Source organism: Spirosoma endbachense (assembly GCF_010233585.1).
Classification (GTDB): Bacteria; Bacteroidota; Bacteroidia; order Cytophagales; family Spirosomataceae; genus Spirosoma; species Spirosoma endbachense.
Genome location: NZ_CP045997.1, coordinates 6692219 through 6714046, shown reverse-complemented (window position 1 = coordinate 6714046; position 21828 = coordinate 6692219). Strand labels below are relative to the sequence as shown.

The following is a 21828-nucleotide window of genomic DNA, read 5'->3' as shown; positions in this document are numbered from 1 at the left end:
ATACACCACCCGAAGCAGGAAGTATTATTGGAAATGAAAAAAAATCTGGATTAATTGAAAAAAACGGCCAGCCATATAATCATGGCTTCAATACCAGCGTGTTGCCGCAAATAGTCGCGGAGAAAACGGCAGGCATGGTAATACTGTACTTTCACGGTATTAATTGAAATTTGAAGCTGAGAGGCCACTTCTTCGTTGGTTAGTCCTTTCTCTGAGCGCAACAGAAACACAAGTCGGCGCTGGGCCGATAGCTGCCGCAGGCCATCAAGCACTACCGATCCGTACTCACTCAGAACCAGCGTTTCCTCGGTAGATGTGTCTACATCGGGGCGTGAAGCCTGAAGACTGAGGTGACGCAAAATAGCCCGCTTTTCGTCGCGGAGCGTATTGATCATTTGATGGCGCATGGCTGTTGCGAGATAGTTTCTAACCGATTGAGATTCGTTTAATTGTTCCCGGTGCGTCCATAGTTTCAGGTACACCTCCTGAAGAGCATCCTCTGCCAGGTCCGGATCTTTCACGTATTGGATAGCTATACTGTAGAGATAACGATAGTACCGCCGAAACAATGTTTCGAACGCGGCCTCGTCGTGTTGTTTCAAACGAAGCGTCAATTCCGTATCCGTCAGTTCCATAGAAGTTTATGCAGGATTACTGCGAACGGTTACACTCAGAAGGCAACTGAATAGTGCTTTGGCAAATGTAGTAAAGAATTATGGCGATTAGGAAAAGAATACTTTTTATTTGCTGGATGCAATAGTAAAATTGCAAAATAAATTTTCTTCAATTGCTCCTTCCTTTTCATGCGATACCTAAAAGCTATTGTAGTTTCTCTGATTGCAATACTAGTTGTTTGTGCATTAAATCGTCCCTGGGGGAGCATTCCGGCGTTTGGACCATTACTTAGCCCCTTTGTTGGATTTTGGCAAAATGCGGAGTCTGTTCCTGATTCTGATGAGGAAATAAGCGTAAATGGCACCCAGGCTCCTGTTACGGTCGTCTTCGATGACATGGCGGTTCCGCATGTCTTTGCCCAGAATGATCATGATGTATATTTTGCGCAGGGGTATCTTACCGCCCGCGATCGGCTCTGGCAAATGGAGTTTCAGACTCATGCTGCTGCAGGGCGTCTCTCCGAAATAGTTGGCGACCGGGCTCTTCCGCTTGATCGATTCAATCGCGAGATCGGTATGATTTACGGAGCAGAACAGGCGATGAAAGCTATGATGAGTGATCCGATCGCAAAGCAGATTGTTGAAGCCTATTCGGCTGGTGTCAATGCCTGGATTTCGCGACTTAAACCCGCCGATTATCCTATCGAATACAAGCTGCTGGGCTATGCGCCCGAACCGTGGTCGGTTCTGAAATGTGCGCTTTTGCTCAAAGCCATGACCAGTACACTGGCCAGCGGAGCTGATGACCTGCAAATGAGTAATGTCAGACAGAAATTCGGCGCGGCTGTTACCAATGACCTTTTTCCTGATTATCCTGACCACGAAGATCCGATCATTCCGCCCGGAACGAAATGGGATTTTAAACCTCTGAACGTTCCGAAATCAGCCGATTCGGGGTCTATTGCGAATTCACTGGCCCTGAACTGGCCAGCCAGTGATCCGGCTATTGGCAGTAACGACTGGGCCGTGGGTGCACAGAAATCGGCAACGGGCTACCCAATTTTGGCCAACGACCCACACCTGACCCTGAGCCTTCCGTCGATCTGGTATCAAATTCAACTGGTGTCACCTACGATGAATGCTTGTGGAGTTTCGCTGCCCGGATCGCCCGGTGTGATTATTGGATTCAATAAAAATATTGCCTGGGGCGTAACCAATGTTGGCGCCGATGTGCTGGATTTTTATAAAATCCGGTTTCGGGATGCCAGTAAGCAGGAATATTTTCACGGCGGAGTATGGAAACCCGTGCGTCGACGGCTCGAAGTGATCAAAGTAAAGGGTCAATCAGATGTAATCGATACCGTTTATTATACACATCATGGCCCGATTGTGAATCAGGCTGGGCAGCGAGGGTTTCGGGCCAATATTCCGTCGGGTTATGCCGCCCGCTGGATTGCTCATGAACCTACGAATGAACTTCGTTGCTATTACATCCTGAACCGGGCAAAGAACTATACCGATTATGTAGAGGCATTGGCCTACTACGGAGCACCGGCCCAGAACTTTGTATTCGCCGATAACAATAAAGACATTGCCATTTCTCCGAACGGAAAGTTTCCGTTGAAGTGGAAAGAACAGGGGAAATACTTGCTGGATGGCACAAACCCCGCTCATGACTGGCAAGGCTGGATTCCTCCGGCGCAAAATCCACGGGTGAAAAATCCACCGAGAGGATTCGTTAGCTCAGCGAACCAGTTTTCTACCGATCCCAGCTATCCGTATTATATTAACTGGCAGTTTGCTCCCGCTGAGCGCGGCATTCGCATCAACCAGCGCCTGGCCGCTATGCAGCGTGTTACGACAGACAGTATGCGCCAGTTGCAGAACGACTTGTATAATCTGAGGGCAGCCATGGCACTTCCCAAACTGCTTCCCACTATTAACGCTTCTACCCTGAATGGTGATCAGGCCAGGGCGTTAACAATTCTCAAAAGCTGGAATTATCAAAATGATACAAGTGCCATTGGCGCGACGATTTTCACGGAATGGAATCGGCAACTAAACGATGCGATCTGGAAAGACGAATTTGATCGGGGCGATACACTGCTGACACGCCTGCCTAGTTTCGACCGTACGTTACGTCTGATTGAGCGAGATCCTAAAGCCCATTGGTTCGATAATGTAAATACCAGGCCTATTGAAACGATGACTGATGTGTTGGCGAGCAGTTTTCGGGCTACCTGTGATTCGCTCGCGAAAAAGCATGGCCCAATAGGGCCAGCCTGGGCATGGGGAACCCACAAAGCTACCGCGATTCGGCATTTAGTGCCCGGTTTAGATGCGTTTAGTGCCTTGAATGTACAGATCGGAGGGGGAAGCGGTATTGTCAATGCCACTACTGAACGCACTGGCCCGTCGTGGCGGATGGTGGTTGAGTTAGGACCTACACCTAGCGCACATGGCATTTATCCGGGCGGCCAATCGGGTAATCCCGGTAGCCCGAATTACCAGAATATGATTGAAACATGGCGCACGGGCCAACTTACAGAATTGGTTTATCTTCAATCGGCGCAGGACAAAAACCAGCACATAAAAAGAACGATGACACTGAAGTAAGGTGTCAGAATGCTACTAGAATCAACCCCTCATGATACAAATCCTGCTTATTGCCCTGATTAGTTTGCTGGCTCAATTGATATTTCCGTGGTGGAGCCTGGCTATTATTGCCTTTCTGGTCTGTCTCTGGCGAAGCCAAAGTGCCGGACGTGCCTTTTTTTATGGCTTTATGGGTATAGCCTTGATCTGGATTGCCTATGCGCTGCTAATCCATCTACGCACCGATGGGATTCTTACAGGCCGCATGAGTCAATTGCTTTTTAAGACAACGAACGCGATTTTACCACTGATGGTAACCACCCTTATTGGCGGATTAGTTGGCGGTTTGGCGGGGCTATCAGGCTTCTTTGTTCGACAAGTAACCGTAAATCAACGGTAAATGGTACTTCATAAATTGTAAATCCCCTACCTTTGTCCTATAAACTTGCAACTAACCAATCCATTTTCCTGTGAAGAATGCCTCATTGATTCTAAACGTCATCCTGGCGATAGCCGTAGCTGTTCTATATTACCTACATTTTAAAGATCGCCAGCCCGAAACGGCTTCCGTGGTTACGTCTCCTGCCGAGGCAAAAGGTAAATCGATCGTCTATGTAAATGTCGATTCATTACTGACTAAATACGATTATTTTAAAGACACGCAGAAAGTTCTGGAAAGCAAGCGGTTTCAGTTAGAAAACGATCTGGCTTCTAAGGGACGTAATCTGCAAAATAAAGTAGCTTTCTTTCAGCAGCGGGCCGCTACCATGACCCAGGAACAGGGCCGTGCGACCGAAGCTTCTCTTCAAAAGGAACAGCAGGACATTCTGGCCTATCGTGAGCGGGCAGCGCAAAATCTGGCCGCTGAAGAGCAGGACAAGAACAAGCAATTATACGACCAGATCTACGATTATCTCAAAAAACAGAATGCTCAGAATAAGTATGAGTTTGTGTTGGGATATACCAAAGGTGGAGGTATTCTCTTTGCTGATCCATCCGGCGATCAAACCAGCAAGATACTGGCAGGTCTGAATAAAGAATATCAGGCTAAGCAAACGAAAAAATAAGAGCAGACCTCCTGCAAATCCTTCAGAAACCGCACGCTTGCCAAACTTGGTTCGTTTGGCAAGCGTGCGGTTTCTGTTGAAAGACCTGATAATTACCTTATTTGGTAAGAATTGCAACTTTCTCCAACCTTACAAACCTCTGGTCAATTTTCTGTGTTGTTGATCTTACCGGGCTATTTTTGTAGCCTTGTTGAGTTATTTGTTTGGATTAGTGATTGCTGACATATGATTTCAGGTTGTAGACTGCCTGATTGATCGTGCACAGCCATCATAATCGTTCTTATTATTCCATGGCCTCTGCTTCTATTGTTAAACAGGTTGATATTCGAAACCGTCGGGCATCGTTTGAATATTCGTTTTTAGAAACGTATACGGCTGGCATTGTCCTGACCGGTACCGAAATTAAATCCATCCGGCAGGGAAAAGTAAACCTGCAGGATGCCTATTGCCTGATTCATGGTGACGAGTTGTTTATTCGCCAGATGAATATTTCGCTTTATACCGAAGGCACCCATTACAACCATGAGCCCCTCCGGGATAGAAAACTTCTCCTGACAAAACGGGAAATTAAACGGCTTACCGAGAAGCTGAAAGACCAGGGACTGACCATCGTTCCTGTTCGGATGTTTACGAGCGAACGCGGTTTTGCCAAAGTTGAAATTGCGCTGGCAAAAGGTAAAAAACTGTTCGATAAGCGTGACAGTATCAAAGAACGTGAAGTAACCCGCGATTTGCAGCGCGAGCGCTATTGAGCCTTTAGTGGGCGTTAGTTCACTTAAATTGCTGACCGCCTACTGCTGACTGCCTACTACCCACTGTTTACGCCTAACTGCCCACTGACTAGTAAATTTTCCACAATTCTTGCCGTTATGTGGATAACTCTGTAACTTGCTACCGTACAGAGGCATTTAAACGCGATATGGGCAGGAAAGTATTAGTCTTAAATCAAGATTACAGTGCACTCAGCATCTGCTCCGTTCCTAAAGCATTTTTGCTGGTTTTTTTAGACAAAGCCGAACTCATTGCTGAATCCGAACAATTCACCTTACGAACAGTCTCAGCTGAGTTCCCGATGCCGTCGGTTATCCGGTTACATCGATACGTAAGTCTGCCATATAAGGGCGTAATGCTTACCCGGCAGAATATCTTCAAGCGCGACGGCCATCATTGCCAATATTGCGGAACAACGGAAGACCTGACGCTTGATCATGTTCTGCCAAAATCGCGGGGAGGGAAAACCAGTTGGGACAACCTCGCCACTGCCTGCAAACGATGCAACTCCCGCAAAGGAGACTACACCCCAGAAGAAGCTAACATGAAATTGCGCCAGAAACCATTTAAACCAACGTTTCTGGTTTTTCTACGCGAATTTTCAGGTTCGCTTGAGCAAAGCTGGATGCCGTTTCTGAGCAAAAAAGAAAAAGCGTTTCAATAACAATTCTTCGAGTACTGCTTTTTTGCAGGATAGCCCGCCGTCGGGCACGAAAAGGGGATAAAAGAAAGGAAAGGAATTTGCTCGGTGCATTTGCCTTCCTCTCTTTTGTCCCCTTTTCTCTTTTGTCCCTCAATTTCAAAGACTTTTGCCTCTACCGAGACTTTTTTCACAAAGCAATTGCTATCTTTGCAGTCCTTTTTTGAAGGTACTTTAATTTTCAACCAAAAGTCAGTCCGCCATTGACCCACGGACTGATGTACCGAGTGGGTCAGGAAAACTTTTTTTATGAGCAAAACGCAGCAACGCGAACTGCCGGCATTTGATTGGGACCGGGCAGACAACAAAGGATTCGGAAGTGGCTATTCGGATGCGGAGCGCACCCGGATGTTAGAACTGTACGACAACACCCTGTCGGAGGTTAAGGAGAAAGAAGTGGTGATGGGAACCGTCGTTGGGATTACGGACCGTGAGGTACTGCTCAACATCGGCTTCAAGTCGGACGGGTTGGTTCCAGCTTCCGAATTCCGGGATATGCCGGAGCTGAAGATGGGTGATGAGATTGAAGTGTATGTAGAAAATCAGGAAGACCCGAACGGCCAACTGGTTCTTTCGCGCAAAAAAGCGAAAGTGATTACAGCATGGCAGAAAATCCAGCGTGCACTGGACGAAGACCTCGTTATCGATGGCTTCGTGAAGCGCCGGACAAAGGGTGGCCTGATCGTTGATATTTTCAGTATTGAAGCTTTCTTACCTGGTTCGCAAATCGACGTAAAACCGATTCGTGACTTCGATATTTTCGTTGGTAAGAAAATGGAGGTTAAGGTTGTTAAGATCAACTATGCAAACGACAACGTTGTTGTTTCGCACAAAGTACTGATCGAGAAAGACCTCGAAGCACAACGCGCTCAAATCCTGAACAACCTCGAAAAAGGTCAGGTTCTGGAAGGTGTGATCAAGAATATGACCAATTTCGGTGTATTCATCGATCTTGGTGGTGTCGATGGTCTGTTGCACATCACGGATATTTCGTGGGGTCGTATCAGCCACCCATCCGAAGTGCTCCACCTCGACCAGAAGGTCAACGTGGTTGTACTGGACTTCGACGAAGACAAAAAGCGGATCTCACTGGGCATGAAACAACTTCAGGCTCACCCATGGGATGCGCTGGAGCAGGATATTCAGGTTGGTTCGAAAGTGAAAGGCAAGATCGTCAACGTAGCCGACTATGGTGCGTTCCTCGAAATCATGCCGGGCGTAGAAGGACTGATCCACGTATCCGAAATGTCATGGTCGCAGCACCTGCGTAACCCACAGGAATTCCTGAAAGTGGGCGACGAAGTTGAAGCGGTTGTGTTGACTCTTGATCGCAGCGACCGCAAAATGTCGTTGGGCATCAAACAACTGACCGAAGATCCCTGGACTCGTCCAGAACTGCGTACGAAATACGCAATCGGTACCAAACACAAAGGAGTGGTTCGTAATCTGACCAACTTCGGCCTGTTCCTCGAACTGGAAGAAGGTATCGATGGTCTGGTACACGTATCTGACCTGTCGTGGACGAAGAAGGTGAAACACCCTTCGGATTTCATCAAGGTTGGCGAAGACCTCGAAGTAGTTGTTCTGGAACTCGACATCGAAAACCGTCGTCTGGCTCTGGGTCACAAACAACTCGAAGAGAACCCATGGGATACGTTTGAAACTGTGTTCGCTGTCGGTACGATTCACCGGTGCACGATCATTAGTAAGAACGACAAAATGGCAACGCTCGAATTACCTTATGGTATCGAAGGCTTCTCGTCGCTGAAGAACCTGGCTAAAGAAGACGGCACATTCGCTGAAGTAGGCGAAACGCTCGACTTCAAAGTAACCGAGTTCTCGAAAGAAGAGAAACGCATTATGTTGTCGCACACGAAAACATGGCAGGAGAAAAACGAGCCGGTGAAAGAACAGAAGCCTAAAGCGGCTGCTGCGAAACCCGCTTCGACTTCGAACCAGGCCGATCGTGGTGCAACCTTAGGTGACCTCGATGCTCTGGCAGCACTGAAAGAGCAGCTCGAAGGCCGCAACTAATTAATGGCGCGCTTTTTATATAGGAATCCCCTGATCCAAAAGGTTCAGGGGATTTTTTTTGCAACACTATTTTCAAAAGAGCGGATAAAAGCGTATGTTTGCACTCCCGAATCCAGGACCTGTCATGTATTCGGTTATAAGGTTCCGTGGCCGAGTGGCTAGGCAGAGGTCTGCAAAACCTCGTACAGCGGTTCGAATCCGCTCGGAACCTCACTCACCCATCGGTAGATTACATAACACTGCCATTTGGCCTTATCTATAGCAAGGATTGGCCAAATGGCTTTTTTTATGCGGTATGGCTTCATTCAGCAAATTTATCTACACGGAAAATGAATACCAGTAGCTATATTAATTAGAAACAATATAAATAAAATTGAGAAGGCAAAATAACTAAACACCAACTTTTGCCTATACAGCAATCGTGTCGTACTTTTGTGGACCTATGAAAAGTCAGTGGTGATTATGTTGATCAACTTAATGAATAGATGTCTAACAATGAGTCGTTTGTCTAAGTTTTGCGGGGCCATGGCCCTGTCACTGGCGCTGTTGATTAACGGCGGTCAGCTAAAGGCGCAGGACTCATCTGCGGCTGCAGGCGGTGGTTCGGCTGCAGCTACACCAGCTTCAGGGGGTGCTGGTGATGCTGAAAAGGGTAAAAGTCTGTTTACTAATAACTGTGCACAATGCCATTCAGTAACAGATGAGAAAGTCGTAGGTCCAGGTCTGAAAGGTATTGAAGGGCGTGCTCCAAGCAAAGATTGGTTGCACAAATGGATTAGAAATTCATCGGCTGTTATTGCTTCAGGCGACGCGTATGCTAACCAGGTTTTCAATGCCAACGGTAAAGTACAGATGTCGAGCTTCCCTAATTTGACGGATGCTGACATTGATGGAATTCTGGCTTACATCGATGGCGCTAATAAACCGGCAGGACCTACTACGCCTGGCAATGTTGGCCCGGCGCCTGCACCAGGTGAATCAGCGTCGACAGGTGGCCCATCAGAATTATTCACTTTCGTTTTGATTGCATTACTGGTCGTTATGTTGCTCGTATTGGGCGTACTGCTGGTAATCGTTACGATCCTTTCGAAAGCTGTAACACCAGCCATAGCTGATGGTACTCTACCAGCTGCTTCCTTTGGTCAGCGGTTGAAAGATGGCTTCTCAAACGCCTTCAACAACTCAACACTTCGTTCTATTGTCATCTGGTTGTTCATTCTGGTCGCTACGAAAGAAACGCTGGATGGTGCTTACAGCATTGGTATTCAGCAGGGCTACGCTCCGAAACAACCAATTGCCTACTCACACAAGCTTCACGCAGGTCAATACAAAATCGACTGTAACTACTGTCACACAGGTGTTAATAAAGGTAAGAATGCTACGATTCCTGCCGCAAACATCTGTATGAACTGCCACGGTGTTATCAAGAAAGAGTCGCCGGAAATTCAGAAAATCTACGCAGCTATTGAAGCGAATCGCCCGATCGAGTGGATTCGTGTTCACAACCTGCCTGATTTGGCTTACTTTAACCATGCTCAGCACGTAAACGTCGGTAACGTACAATGCCAGACCTGCCACGGTGAGATCGAGAAAATGGAAGTAGTAGAGCAGCGTTCTTCATTGACAATGGGTTGGTGTATTGACTGTCACCGGAAAACGGAAGTCAATACGAAAGACAACGCCTACTACGATAAGCTAGTCGCTCTTCACCGGAAAGAAAGTAAGGAGCCGCTCAAAGTGGCTAACATCGGTGGTTTGGAGTGTTCTAAATGCCACTATTAATCCACCGGGCCATGATAGGCCGGCTCAACCAATAGGTATCTTACCGATTACAACACGCATGGAAGAAAATACGACCAAACGGTATTGGAAAGGGGTTGAAGAATTACGCAACGATGCAACGTTTGTAAAGAACGCTAACAGCGAGTTTGCGAATCCTGACCTGGGCGATTCGTCGGATGACCTTGATGGTCTGCTCGGTGGCTCAAACACCCAACGCCGTGATTTCCTCAAAGTAATGGGCTTTGGGATGGCAGCAGTAACGCTGGCTGCCTGCGAAACCCCAGTTCATAAAGCCATTCCGTACATCAACAAACCGGAATTTACATTCCCTTCTATTTCAGACTACTACGCGTCAACATATACCGACGGTGGCGATTATGCCGCTGTTCTGGTCGAAACTCGCGAAGGACGGCCTATAAAAATTGAAGGTAACCCGCTGTCCAGCATCTCGAAAGGAGGTACTACGGCCCGAGTTCAGGCATCTGTATTGTCTTTATATGATATAGACAAACTGAAAGGTCCGAAACGGGGCGAGTCAGACATTGACTGGGCAACGGCCGACCGTGAGATTGTTAATCAGCTAAATTCAGTAGCAGCTAAAGGCGGAGCTATCCGGATTGTTACATCAACAATTCTTAGTCCGGCAACGAAAGCAGTTGTAGCTGATTTTGTGGCTAAATTTCCAACTGCCCGCCACATTATGTACGATGCGAACTCTGCGTTCGGAATTGTACAGGCCAATCAGGCTTCCTTTGGTAAAGCAGTTATTCCTTCCTACGATTTCAGCAAAGCACAAACCATCGTTAGTGTGGGCGCTGATTTTCTTGGAACGTGGATAGCCCCCCTTGAATTTATGCGTCCGTACGCACAGGGCCGGAAAATCGGCGCTGTCGGTGGTGGCAAAAAAACAATGTCGCGGCACTACCAGTTCGAAACGGGTTTGTCGATGACGGGTGCTAATGCTGACTATCGTACAGCCATCAAGCCGTCGCAGGAAGGATTAGTTGTTGCTGCACTCTATAATAAGGTCGCTGCAAAACTGGGCGGATCTGCTGTAAGTACATCATCAATCACGGTTTCTAATCTCGATAAGGCAGCTAACGATCTTGTTAGCGCACGCGGGAAGGCATTGGTTGTTTCGGGATCTAACGATCCAAACGTGCAAATCGTTGTCAATGCCCTAAACAACCTGTTGGGTAGCTATGGCACAACGATCGATATCAATACACCGATCAATTACCGTCAGGGTAATGACCAGCAAATGAGCGCCTTCATCGATGAAGCGAAAGCAGGTCGGGTCGGTGCAGCACTGTTTTTCGGTGCAAACCCAGTATATGATCACCCGCGTGGTGCCGAACTGGCAGAAGCGCTGCCGAAAATAGCACTGTCTGTTTCATTTGCTGATCGCGCTGATGAAACCGCTTCTCTGGCAAAATACATCACGCCCGCTCCTCATTATCTGGAATGCTGGAATGATGCCGAGCCTAAGCAGGGTTTCTATAGCCTGACTCAACCGGCTATTACTCCTATCTTCAAAACGCGTCAGTTTCAGTCCAGTTTGTTGACATGGGCAGGTAAGCCAAGTGATTTTCAGACCTATCTGAAAAATTTCTGGCGCACAAATCGCTATCCGCAGGCTTCTGGCTTTAGTTCGTTCGATGCGTTCTGGATTAAGAGCCTTCATGATGGCGTATTTGAACCTGGCAAAGGAGCTCCCGTTGCTGGTGGTGCTTCGTTTGCCGGAAACATTGCCCAGGCTGCCGCTGGCATTGCTCAGCGTTATAAGCCAACAACGGGTATCGAGCTGGCCTTGTATGAGAAAGTAGGTATCGGTACGGGGTCGACGGCAAATAATCCCTGGTTACAGGAGATGCCTGATCCTGTAACGAAAGCTTGCTGGGATAACTACGCTGCCATTTCGCAAAAAACAGCTCATGACTTAGGGCTTGCTCAGAATGATCTGGTAACTGTCTCTGCCGATGGGAAATCGGTTGAATTGCCTGTTTTAATACAGCCAGGCCAGGCCGATGAAACGGTTTCGGTGGCGATTGGCTACGGCCGTGAAAAGGCGGGTAAATCGGCCAATGGCGTCGGGAAAAATGCGTTCCCTTTTGCGAAAATCGCTAATGGTTATATTGCCTACTCGTCTTTTAGTGCGAAAGTAGACAAAGCGAGTGGTTCACGGGAGGTTGCGCAAACGCAAACGCATGATACTGTGATGGGCCGTAAGGCTGTTTTGCAGGAATCAATCCTTGCCGAATACCAGAAGAACCCGATGGCGGGCCGTTACGAGCCAAGAGTCGTAACGTCTGAAGGTGCAAAACCATCTACTGATATATCGCTTTGGAATGGCTATGGTAAGCCTAACCATTCATGGGGTATGGTCATTGACCTGAACTCCTGTATTGGTTGTAATGCCTGCGTAATTAGTTGCCAGTCAGAGAATAACATTGCTGTTGTTGGTCGTCAGGAAGTAATAAACCGACGCGAGATGCACTGGATTCGCATTGACCGCTACTATAGCAGTGATGCTGATCCCGAAAATCTGAAAGAACTGGAAGTTGCATCGGCAAATCCCGAAGTAACATTCCAGCCAATGCTTTGCCAGCACTGCAGCAATGCTCCCTGCGAAACGGTTTGCCCTGTTCTTGCAACAACTCACAGTACGGAAGGTCTTAACCAAATGACCTATAACCGTTGTGTAGGTACGCGTTATTGCGCCAACAACTGTCCCTATAAAGTACGCCGATTTAACTGGTTTAAGTACTTCGATAATGACAATTTCGATTATAACTTCAACAATGACCTCGGTAAGATGGCCATTAATCCGGACGTAACCGTTCGGTCTCGGGGTGTAATCGAGAAATGTTCATTCTGCGTACAGCGTATTCAGGAAGGTAAGTTGACTGCCAAAAAAGAACGCCGTCGGCCCATGCCCGACGAAATTCAAACGGCTTGTGCGCAGGCTTGCCCAACAGATGCGATCATTTTCGGCGATATGAACAACCCGGAAAGTACGATTTCCAAGACACTGGAAACCGAACTGAAAGGCCGGGCTTTCCATGTTCTTGAAGAGATCAACGTGAGACCACAAATCTCGTATCTGACCAAAATTCGGAATAAAGACGAAGAACCAAAGAAGGAAGCTCGTCAGGAATCGCAGGCATAATATAACTTATGACTTATGGTTACTAATTGCGGTGTTTTTAAACATCGTGATGCCACAAACCGTAAGTTGTACATCGCAAATCGAAAAATAAAAAAGTAAGTATATGTCGCATGTAACATCAGCCGTAAGAACTCCCCTGGTCACCGGTGGCAAGACCTATGCCGACGTGACAGAGGATATCAGCAGACAGGTTGAGGGAAGCCCCACCCGCGAGTGGACGATTGCCTTTACCATCTCGGTGATTGTGCTACTCTACGGAACCGCCTGCGTGTTCTGGACCTGGTGGGAAGGCCTTGGTGTTTGGGGCTTGAATAAAACAGTCGGTTGGGCGTGGGACATCACCAACTTCGTATGGTGGGTCGGTATTGGTCACGCTGGTACGCTGATCTCAGCCATTCTGCTGTTGTTCCGTCAAAAATGGCGGACAGCTGTTAACCGGGCTGCCGAAGCTATGACCATCTTCGCCGTTATTTGTGCTGCCTCGTTTATTCTGATGCACATGGGGCGGCCCTGGCTGGCCTACTGGGCATTACCATTGCCGAACACATTTGGCTCACTTTGGGTAAACTTCAAGTCTCCGCTTGTTTGGGACGTATTTGCCATCAGTACTTATTTTACCGTATCGCTGGTATTCTGGTACATGGGTCTGGTTCCTGACCTGGCTACCATCCGCGACCGGGCTCGTAGCAAAGTATCTCGTTATATCTACGGTGCTTTCGCGCTGGGCTGGAACGGTTCGGCTAAAACATGGGCACGCTACGAATACATGAGCTTGATCCTGGCCGGTCTTTCTACTCCATTGGTACTGTCAGTACACACCATTGTAAGTATGGACTTTGCCACGTCGGTTATTCCTGGTTGGCACACCACCATCTTCCCGCCCTACTTCGTTGCAGGTGCTATCTTCTCGGGCTTTGCCATGGTGCAAAACCTGGTTCTGATCATTCGCGTCGTTTTCAAACTGGAAGATTATATTACACTGGAGCACATTGAGTCGATGAATAAAGTTATTACGCTGACCGGCTCTATTGTTGGGGTAGCGTATTTGACCGAGTTCTTCATTGCCTGGTATTCTGGCGTTGAATTTGAAAGCTATGCTTTCATAAACCGCGCCACTGGACCATATTGGTGGGCTTACTGGGCTATGATGACCTGCAACGTAATTACACCGCAGTTGTTCTGGTCACGGGCTATCCGTCGGAGCATTGTCTGGACCTTTACCTTATCGGTAGTTGTGAACATCGGTATGTGGTTTGAGCGGTTCGTTATTATCGTTACCTCCCTGCACCGTGATTACCTGCCATCAAGCTGGGCGATGTTCCACCCAACTTTATTCGACATCAGCGACTATATTTTCTCGTTTGGCTTATTCTTCACCCTGTTCCTGCTATTCTCCAAGTTTTTGCCGGTAGTGAACATGGCCGAAGTGAAAACCGTCATTAAATCGTCTTCTGAAAAATTACCGGTATCCGTATCGGGAGTTGCTAAAGGCGAACGCGTGGCGAATCCAACGTTTAATAAAGGCGTAGAATAAAAACTAGTTCGAGCCGGGTAGCCGGGCGGCTCGACGTTTGTGGCCATAAACTATAAACGTCGAGCTATAAACCTCAAACAATAATCACTGATCATGTCAGATGTAAATGGTAACGGTAAATTCTTGGTAGGCATCTTCGATGATGATGATGTGGTGCTGAAAGCCGTTAAGGATATTAAAAAAGAAGGTGTACGTATTCATGAAGTGTATTCTCCTTTTCCGATCCACGGATTAGACGTTGCACTTGGACACCCACGCTCCCGGCTAGGAATTGCCGCTTTCCTATTTGCTTTGTCGGGCACGACGACGGCGCTTTTGCTGACCTTCTACACGGAAGGTTTTGACTGGCCAATGATTGTTGGGGGTAAAGATTCCTTTTCGCCGATCATTTATGTGCCGATTATCTTTGAATTAACGGTACTTTTTTGCGCCCTGGGCATGGTTGGTACTTTTCTGGTATCGAACGGTCTTGGTCCAACAGTGAAACCCTTAATGTATGACCTCAGAACTACCGATAATAAGTTTGCAATGGCCATTGACCTGAGCAAAAACACGATTGGTGAAGGTGATATAGAGCAGATTTTGAGAAAGTCGGGCGCTGCAGAAGTTAACGTTAAGCAGTTTTAATGGTCAGGATGAGAATGATAACTAAACATACAAGCGTAACGGCGTTGGCTATCGTTGGACTGTTGTTTGCAGGAACCTCCTGTAAGCGTGGTCATGATAATCCTGGCCTTGAATTCGCCCCAAACATGTACGATGCTGTTGGGTATGAACCGTATCGTCAGGTTCGGTCCAATACGATAAACGTAAAGGAAAACGGCCTGAACATGCGTCTGCCTGCCAAGGGTACAGTGTCTCGTCCGAACTACCATACTAAATTCGGAAGTGGCGACAGTGCATCAACAGACTTGATGATCTATAACATCCCCGCCGATAGTATTTCGATCGCGGAGCGGACATTAACAAACCCAATTCCTCAGAGTGACAAAACGCTGGATGAAGGAAAGGTTTTATATACCCGCTACTGCTCGCACTGCCATGGTGAAGGTGGTAAAGGTGATGGACTCGTTGGCAAAGAGTATAAAGGCGTTCCGAATTATTCGACGGATGCCTATAAAACAATGAACGACGGTCATATTTTCCATGTGATTACACACGGAAAGGGCCGTATGTGGCCACACGGATCACAGATTACGCCTGAAGATCGGTGGAAAATTGTGCAGTACGTACACAAATTGCAACAAGGATAAATTTTTAGTAGGCAGTAATCAGTTGCTAGTCAGCAGAAAGTACCTACCGCCTATTGGCAACTGCAAACTTTTAAAAAATGGCATCGGCTCACGCAATACCGTCGTTAGACGAAGAATTTGAATTTACTGCGGAATCCAAGCGTCGACTACTGATCGGCATCGGAGCCGGAGTGGCGCTGGTGGCAATCGGCGCGTACTTATTGGCATCGGGTGCTGGTTCTCATGAGACTCACGAAGTTGTTCATGGTGCTGGTGCACACGAGGGCCATGAAGCAGGACACCACGCTTATAAGTGGACCAACCGCTTGTGGGCCAATGTCTGGCTAAATGCGGTCTATTTTGCAGGAGCATCCGTTATTGGCCTGTTTTTCATTTCCTATAACTACTTGGCTCAGGCAGGCTGGGCAACCGCTTTTAAGCGTATTCCCGAAGCAATGCCCGCTTTTTTACCATTTGCAGGGATTGCAATTCTAGCTGTGTTTTTCCTGGCTGGTCATGATTTATTTCACTGGACCAACCCAGCGCTGTTTGACAAAAGCAGCCCTGAATTTGATCCGATTATAAATGGCAAGTCAGGCTTTTTAAATACGCCATTCTACCTGGGCCGTATAATTGCCTATTTTGGCCTTTGGTATTTCCTATGGCTGAAAATACGGAACTTCTCATTGCAGGAAGATCTGGAAGGTGGCACGGAATACTACGAGAAAAGTATTAAATGGGGCACTGCTTTCCTGCTTGTATTTGGTGTAACGTCATCGACATCGGCATGGGACTTTGTGATGTCTATCGATACCCACTGGTTCAGCACCATGTTTGGCTGGTATACACTGGCAAGCTGGCACGTTACAGGGTTGGCTATCATTACACTGACTGTAGTAACGCTAAAAGAGCAAGGTTATCTGAAGATCGTTAACGAGAGTCATCTACACGATTTAGGCAAGTTTATGTTTGCCTTCAGTATTTTCTGGACATACGTGTGGTTTGCCCAGTTCATGCTGATCTATTACGCCAACCTTCCTGAAGAAACCATTTATTATCGGGAGCGTTTCAGCGGTTTCGGCGGCATTTACAAAGCCCCGTTCTTCATAAACATTTTCTTAAACTTTGTTTTTCCATTCCTGGTTTTGATGACAAGGGATGCAAAACGTACGTACATTTTCCTGAAACTGGCTGCATGGGGAATCATTATAGGTCACTACTTTGATTTCTACACCAACATCATGCCGGGAACGGTAGGCGAACACGGTGGTTTTGGACCGATTGAATTCGGTATGATTCTGATTTTTGCCTGTGGTTTCATCTGGACACTTTCATCACAGCTGTCGAAAGCCAATTTGATTCCAAAGAATCACCCAATGCTGGAGGAATCTTTACACCACGACATTTAATCAATAACCCGCTCACAAAATGGTTTATATAGTCGCTTTATTATCGGTTATCTTTCTGGGGTTGGCTGCTTTGGTAGTTTCCCGGATAGCCACCGTCGTGAAGAATGCATCGGGGCCAGCCGAAGAAGGTCGGATTGGATTAAGCAATAAGATCAATGGTGCAATGTTCATGATCTTTTTTGTGGTTGGATTAATCGGAGCCGTGTGGTCATTTTTATACGCACGCCAGTATTTCCTGCCAGAGGCTTCATCTCCTCATGGACGACGCACAGATTTCCTGTTCTGGCTCTCGATGGCTATTATTACGATAGCTTTCGTTGTAACAAATGCGCTTTTATTTATCTTCTCGTGGCTCTATCAGCATAAAGAAGGACGCAAAGCTGCTTATTATCCAGAGAACCATAAGCTTGAGTTAATCTGGACGGTTATTCCCGCTATCGTAATGGCAGTAATGGTATTTACCGGCTGGCGTGCATGGCGTGATATTATGGCAGAAGCACCTTCGGATGCGCAGGTATTCGAGATTGTAGGGAAACAATTCAACTGGATTGTTCGCTATCCAGGTGTCGATAATAATAAGCTTGGTTCTTATAATTATAAGCTCATTGACAACAACAATGAAACTGGAATCGATTACACGGATGAAGCGTCGTTCGATGATTTTGTTTCTACATCTGAGCTTCATATTCCAGTTGGTAAGCCTGTATTGTTAAAAATCCGTGCGCGGGATGTACTTCACAGTGTCTTTATTCCGCATTTGCGCGTGAAAATGGATGCCGTGCCAGGTATGCCAACTCGGTTCTGGTTTGTAGCGGATAAGACGACGGATGAAATGCGTAACATTACCGGCGATCAGAATTTCGGGTATGAGATTGCCTGTACGGAAGTTTGCGGTCAAGGCCACTTCTCCATGCGTATACGTTTAATCGTAGAAGATGAAGCCTCCTGGCAAGCCTGGTGCAAACAGCAAAAGCCATTACTTTCATCGACTCCTGAGCTGGCAGTTCGTATTCCGGCAAATCTAAAAGCAAAAGCCGCTAAGTATTTGCCTGCCGATGCAGCCGCTGCTCCGGCCGACAGTGTAACAGCGTCAATCAAGCAAGGTGGTGGGGTATCGGTAGCCCGTGCTACGATCCGTTAATCTTTAAACTCACAAGTAACCAAATACTATGGCGACTGTACCAGCTAATTCGGCAACCGTGGCTCATGTAGAAGAGCATGATCACCATGAGCCGCAAAGTTTTTGGCGCAAATACATTTTTTCTGAAGATCACAAGACAATTGCCAAGCAATATTTGATCTCAGGTATCTTCTGGTCCATTATTGGGATCAGCTTATCCGTAATGTTCCGACTTCAACTGGGTTTCCCCGCAATGAAGCTGGAATTCTTACGGCCAATTCTCGGTGGCTGGATTAATGAGGCTGGCAAACTCGATCAGGACTTTTACCTGGCACTGGTAACCATGCACGGAACGATCATGGTATTCTTCGTGCTAACGGCTGGTTTGAGTGGAACATTCTCAAACTTCCTGATTCCGTTGCAGGTCGGCGCTCGTGATATGGCATCTGGCTTCCTGAACATGTTATCCTACTGGTTCTTCTTCGTAGCTAGCGTACTTATGCTGTCGTCTCTGTTTATTGAAACAGGTCCGGCTGCGGGTGGTTGGGTTGTATATCCACCATTAAGTGCATTACCACAGGCACATAAAGGGTCAGAATTAGGGATGACATTGTGGCTGGTAAGTATGGCGCTGTTCATTGTGTCGCAGCTACTGGGTGGTATTAACTACATTACTACCGTTATCAACCTGCGTACACGCGGAATGTCGTTCAGCAAATTACCGCTGACGATCTGGGCTTTCTTCCTGACGGCGGTTCTTGGTCTGATTTCTTTCCCGGTTCTGTTGTCAGCTGCGCTGTTACTTATCTTCGACCGTAGTTTTGGCACAAGCTTCTATTTGTCTGAGATTTATATCAAAGGGGAAGCCTTACCAAACGTAGGGGGTAGCCCAATTCTGTTCCAGCACCTGTTCTGGTTCCTGGGTCATCCTGAAGTGTATATCGTACTGCTTCCGGCGCTTGGTATGACTTCGGAGATCATTGCTACGAATTCACGTAAGCCGATCTTCGGTTATCGCGCTATGATCGCGTCCATGATGGGTATTGCCTTCCTGGCCTTTATCGTGTGGGCGCACCATATGTTCGTAACGGGTATGAACCCATTCCTCGGTTCGATCTTCATGTTCTTAACGCTGATCATTGCTGTACCATCGGCTGTAAAAGCGTTTAACTACATTACAACTCTTTGGCGCGGTAATATCCGGTTTACTCCGGCTATGTTATTCTCAATCGGTCTGGTATCGTTCTTTATCTCGGGTGGATTAACCGGACTTATTCTGGGTAACTCAGCCTTAGATATCCAGTTGCACGATACATATTTCGTAGTAGCTCACTTCCACCTTGTGATGGGTGCTGCTTCTGCATTTGGGTTGTTAGCTGGGGTTTATCACTGGTTCCCTAAAATGTTTGGTCGGATGATGAATGAAAAGCTTGGCTATATTCACTTCTGGATGACATTTATCGGTATCTATCTGGTATTCTTCCCGATGCACTATATTGGTATCGCAGGTTTCCCCCGCCGATATTATGCCTTTACGAGCTATGATTTCACGAAGAACATCTTCGCTGACATGAATAGCTTCATTAGCCTTGCGGCAATTTTCACCTTCGCGGCTCAATGGATCTTCATCTACAACTTTGTTCACAGCCTGATCAAAGGAAGGAAAGCTCCACAGAATCCGTGGAAGTCGAATACACTGGAGTGGACAGCACCGATTAACCCAGGTCATGGAAACTGGCCCGGCGAAATCCCTGCCGTTTATCGCTGGCCATACGATTATAGCAAGCCAGGGGCAAAGGATGATTTCATCCCCCAAAACGTGCCGTACTCACAAACTCCCGAGTCGAACCTTCCACATGAGAATGAGTTGATTTCGCTGGAGAAAGAGATAGAGGCACAGAACCTGAATGACCAGTTCAAGCAAGCTCATTAATAAAAACGGGCAACGATTCCGGAGTCTGGCGCTTCTAACTATACTGATTATCTATCTGCTCATTCTGGCAGGAGGTATTGTTAGAGGTACAGGCTCCGGAATGGGCTGTCCTGACTGGCCGAAATGCTTTGGCCGTTGGGTTCCGCCAACCGAATTATCTCAATTGCCACCAAATTATCAGGAGATTTACGGCGCGAAACTGAAAGGTGAAGTTGAGTTTAACGCCGTTAAGACCTGGATTGAATACGCAAATCGATTGCTGGGCGTCTTGTCTGGTTTTTTCGTATTTGCTACGCTGATCGCTTCATTTCCTTATATACGAAGAGATAAAGCTGTTTTTGTGGGTAGCGTTGTTGCGTTTCTATTGATAGGAGCGAATGGATGGCTTGGTTCGCGTGTAGTAGCTACGGAATTGGCGCAATACATGATTTCACTTCATCTATTCCTGGCCATTTTAGTAGTTTTCTCACTCCTGTTCGTCTTTATTCGCTCAAGCCCACCTCATCCGATAAACGGTGAGAGCAAAGCGCTCAGTTCACTTTTGTTAGTGACAATGCTGTTGACATTAGGACAGGTTTTATTGGGCACAGTAGTTCGGGAAGCGCTCGACGAAGCAGTAAAACGATTAGGCTACGATCAGCGGGCGAATTGGATTGGCAGACTGGATTGGGCGTTCTATATTCATCGTTCGTTTTCACTCGTGGTGTTGGCCCTGCATTTCGGCGTTATTTATCAGCTTCGTCGTTTTAGTAAGAATGCGTGGCTTTCAGGAGTAGCAACCAGTTTGGTGATACTGGTCCTGGTTGAAATTGCAACAGGAGTTATTATGGCCTATCTGGAGGTACCAGCTGCGGCCCAGCCTATTCACTTACTATTGGCTATAGTAATTGTAGGATTGCAATTCGTTGCGTGGTTAGTGTTGACACCGAGTCTGATTTCTACGAAAAGAGACATTGAGCTGTCGCATGTATTGAACGTGTAGTATGGAAAAAACGATTGCGCTGAGCGGTATTAACGCAAAGGCTAAAGCATACATTGAATTAATCAAATTAAAACTCACACTGGCGGTTGTCTTTTCCGGTGTGTTTGGTTATTGTCTGGCAGCCGATCAGGTTAATTGGTGGAAAATCGCCATTCTGGTCATCGCTTCTATTGCAATTACCGGGGCCGCTAATATCATTAATCAGATCATTGAAAAAGATTCTGATAAACTAATGAAACGGACGGCTGTTCGTCCATTACCAACGGGTCAATTGTCAGTAAATGAAGCCGCAGTTTTTGCCTTCCTGTTATTTAGTATTGCCTGCTATTTGTTTGTAGAGGTCTTTAATATTAGAGCAGCTGCACTGGCTGTGCTATCATTATTGCTGTACGGATTCGTCTATACACCGCTAAAGCGTAAAGGTCAGATTGCGGTTTTTGTCGGGGCTTTACCGGGTGCTTTCCCCCCAATGATTGGATGGGTAGCCGCAACGAATCACTTCGGTTGGGCCCCTGGTATTTTATTCGCAATTCAGTTTTTCTGGCAATTCCCGCATTTCTGGGCAATTGGCTGGTTGGCATTTGATGAATACAAAAAAGCCGGAATTCAGATGATGCCTGGGAGTGGTAAAAATGCTGATACCGCCTTTCGAATCATGATTTATACCCTGTTTCTGGTTCCTGTGGGCTGGTTGCCCTATTTGCTTGGGATGACAGGTATTAATTCAGCACTGGTCGCAATGATTGGCGGAATCTTGTTTCTGGCGCAGACGTTTCACTTAATGAGGACCTGTACAGATAAAGCGGCTTTACAGATGATGTTTGGCTCGCTGCTGTATCTGCCTGTTGTGCAGATTGTTTACCTGTTAGACAAAGTTTAAGGAATC

At 47.0% G+C, this 21828-nt stretch carries 17 protein-coding genes and 1 tRNA gene; 17 read left to right on the top strand and 1 reads right to left on the bottom strand.

What is annotated here, in order from left to right:
• Positions 1 to 50: 50 nt before the first annotated feature.
• Complete coding sequence (locus GJR95_RS27415; protein ID WP_162388892.1) at positions 51 to 635, bottom strand: RNA polymerase sigma factor; 585 nt, start codon at positions 633 to 635, stop codon at positions 51 to 53.
• A 168-nt stretch (positions 636 to 803) separates the two neighbouring features.
• On the opposite strand from GJR95_RS27415, the gene GJR95_RS27410 reads away from it, so the two are divergent.
• From GJR95_RS27410 to cyoE, 17 genes are all read left to right on the top strand, one after another.
• The gene (locus GJR95_RS27410; protein ID WP_162388891.1) at positions 804 to 3230 is read left to right on the top strand and encodes a penicillin acylase family protein; all 2427 of its coding nucleotides are present in this window, start codon (positions 804 to 806) and stop codon (positions 3228 to 3230) included.
• Positions 3231 to 3261: 31 nt separating this feature from the next.
• Positions 3262 to 3609: a hypothetical protein gene (locus GJR95_RS27405; RefSeq protein ID WP_162388890.1), complete on the top strand. Its 348-nt coding sequence runs from the start codon at positions 3262 to 3264 to the stop codon at positions 3607 to 3609.
• A 70-nt stretch (positions 3610 to 3679) separates the two neighbouring features.
• Entirely contained in the window at positions 3680 to 4276 is a 597-nt protein-coding gene (locus tag GJR95_RS27400; RefSeq protein ID WP_162388889.1) for an OmpH family outer membrane protein, read from the top strand.
• Between the two features lie 290 nt (positions 4277 to 4566).
• Complete coding sequence (smpB, locus tag GJR95_RS27395; RefSeq protein ID WP_162388888.1) at positions 4567 to 5028, top strand: SsrA-binding protein SmpB; 462 nt, start codon at positions 4567 to 4569, stop codon at positions 5026 to 5028.
• A gap of 167 nt (positions 5029 to 5195) precedes the next feature.
• The gene (locus GJR95_RS27390; RefSeq protein WP_162388887.1) at positions 5196 to 5711 is read left to right on the top strand and encodes an HNH endonuclease; all 516 of its coding nucleotides are present in this window, start codon (positions 5196 to 5198) and stop codon (positions 5709 to 5711) included.
• 285 nt (positions 5712 to 5996) lie between these two features.
• Positions 5997 to 7781, top strand: a complete 1785-nt coding sequence (gene rpsA / locus GJR95_RS27385) for a 30S ribosomal protein S1 (RefSeq protein WP_162388886.1) — start codon at positions 5997 to 5999, stop codon at positions 7779 to 7781.
• Between the two features lie 140 nt (positions 7782 to 7921).
• Positions 7922 to 7992: transfer RNA gene (locus tag GJR95_RS27380), tRNA-Cys, on the top strand.
• Between the two features lie 284 nt (positions 7993 to 8276).
• The gene (locus GJR95_RS27375; RefSeq protein ID WP_394369965.1) at positions 8277 to 9563 is read left to right on the top strand and encodes a c-type cytochrome; all 1287 of its coding nucleotides are present in this window, start codon (positions 8277 to 8279) and stop codon (positions 9561 to 9563) included.
• 58 nt (positions 9564 to 9621) lie between these two features.
• Complete coding sequence (locus GJR95_RS27370; protein ID WP_162388884.1) at positions 9622 to 12732, top strand: TAT-variant-translocated molybdopterin oxidoreductase; 3111 nt, start codon at positions 9622 to 9624, stop codon at positions 12730 to 12732.
• A gap of 103 nt (positions 12733 to 12835) precedes the next feature.
• Positions 12836 to 14266 (top strand): NrfD/PsrC family molybdoenzyme membrane anchor subunit, encoded by a 1431-nt coding sequence (gene nrfD / locus GJR95_RS27365; RefSeq protein ID WP_162388883.1) that lies wholly within the window; start codon positions 12836 to 12838, stop codon positions 14264 to 14266.
• 93 nt (positions 14267 to 14359) lie between these two features.
• A complete protein-coding gene (locus tag GJR95_RS27360) occupies positions 14360 to 14893 on the top strand; it encodes a DUF3341 domain-containing protein (RefSeq protein WP_162388882.1) in 534 nt (177 codons plus the stop codon).
• Between the two features lie 14 nt (positions 14894 to 14907).
• Entirely contained in the window at positions 14908 to 15519 is a 612-nt protein-coding gene (locus tag GJR95_RS27355; RefSeq protein WP_162388881.1) for a c-type cytochrome, read from the top strand.
• A gap of 77 nt (positions 15520 to 15596) precedes the next feature.
• Complete coding sequence (locus GJR95_RS27350) at positions 15597 to 16907, top strand: quinol:cytochrome C oxidoreductase (RefSeq protein WP_162388880.1); 1311 nt, start codon at positions 15597 to 15599, stop codon at positions 16905 to 16907.
• A gap of 19 nt (positions 16908 to 16926) precedes the next feature.
• The gene (locus GJR95_RS27345) at positions 16927 to 18048 is read left to right on the top strand and encodes a cytochrome c oxidase subunit II (RefSeq protein WP_162388879.1); all 1122 of its coding nucleotides are present in this window, start codon (positions 16927 to 16929) and stop codon (positions 18046 to 18048) included.
• 28 nt (positions 18049 to 18076) lie between these two features.
• On the top strand, positions 18077 to 19960 hold the full coding sequence (locus tag GJR95_RS27340) for a cytochrome c oxidase subunit I (RefSeq protein WP_162388878.1): 1884 nt from the start codon (positions 18077 to 18079) through the stop codon (positions 19958 to 19960).
• Positions 19935 to 20942: a COX15/CtaA family protein gene (locus GJR95_RS27335; protein WP_162388877.1), complete on the top strand. Its 1008-nt coding sequence runs from the start codon at positions 19935 to 19937 to the stop codon at positions 20940 to 20942. The genes GJR95_RS27340 and GJR95_RS27335 overlap by 26 nt, the downstream gene beginning before the upstream one ends.
• Position 20943: 1 nt before the next feature.
• Positions 20944 to 21822 (top strand): heme o synthase, encoded by an 879-nt coding sequence (cyoE, locus tag GJR95_RS27330; RefSeq protein WP_162388876.1) that lies wholly within the window; start codon positions 20944 to 20946, stop codon positions 21820 to 21822.
• Positions 21823 to 21828: the final 6 nt, after the last annotated feature.

Coding starts and splice junctions, on each gene's coding strand:
- rpsA (WP_162388886.1), top strand. CDS start 5,997: ATGAGCAAAACGCAGCAACGCGAACTGCCGGCATTTGATTGGGACCGG.
- GJR95_RS27415 (WP_162388892.1), bottom strand. CDS start 635: ATGGAACTGACGGATACGGAATTGACGCTTCGTTTGAAACAACACGAC.
- GJR95_RS27390 (WP_162388887.1), top strand. CDS start 5,196: ATGGGCAGGAAAGTATTAGTCTTAAATCAAGATTACAGTGCACTCAGC.
- GJR95_RS27350 (WP_162388880.1), top strand. CDS start 15,597: ATGGCATCGGCTCACGCAATACCGTCGTTAGACGAAGAATTTGAATTT.
- GJR95_RS27375 (WP_394369965.1), top strand. CDS start 8,277: ATGAGTCGTTTGTCTAAGTTTTGCGGGGCCATGGCCCTGTCACTGGCG.
- GJR95_RS27340 (WP_162388878.1), top strand. CDS start 18,077: ATGGCGACTGTACCAGCTAATTCGGCAACCGTGGCTCATGTAGAAGAG.
- GJR95_RS27355 (WP_162388881.1), top strand. CDS start 14,908: ATGATAACTAAACATACAAGCGTAACGGCGTTGGCTATCGTTGGACTG.
- GJR95_RS27405 (WP_162388890.1), top strand. CDS start 3,262: ATGATACAAATCCTGCTTATTGCCCTGATTAGTTTGCTGGCTCAATTG.
- smpB (WP_162388888.1), top strand. CDS start 4,567: ATGGCCTCTGCTTCTATTGTTAAACAGGTTGATATTCGAAACCGTCGG.
- GJR95_RS27370 (WP_162388884.1), top strand. CDS start 9,622: ATGGAAGAAAATACGACCAAACGGTATTGGAAAGGGGTTGAAGAATTA.
- GJR95_RS27345 (WP_162388879.1), top strand. CDS start 16,927: ATGGTTTATATAGTCGCTTTATTATCGGTTATCTTTCTGGGGTTGGCT.
- GJR95_RS27335 (WP_162388877.1), top strand. CDS start 19,935: ATGACCAGTTCAAGCAAGCTCATTAATAAAAACGGGCAACGATTCCGG.
- GJR95_RS27410 (WP_162388891.1), top strand. CDS start 804: ATGCGATACCTAAAAGCTATTGTAGTTTCTCTGATTGCAATACTAGTT.
- GJR95_RS27360 (WP_162388882.1), top strand. CDS start 14,360: ATGTCAGATGTAAATGGTAACGGTAAATTCTTGGTAGGCATCTTCGAT.
- cyoE (WP_162388876.1), top strand. CDS start 20,944: ATGGAAAAAACGATTGCGCTGAGCGGTATTAACGCAAAGGCTAAAGCA.
- nrfD (WP_162388883.1), top strand. CDS start 12,836: ATGTCGCATGTAACATCAGCCGTAAGAACTCCCCTGGTCACCGGTGGC.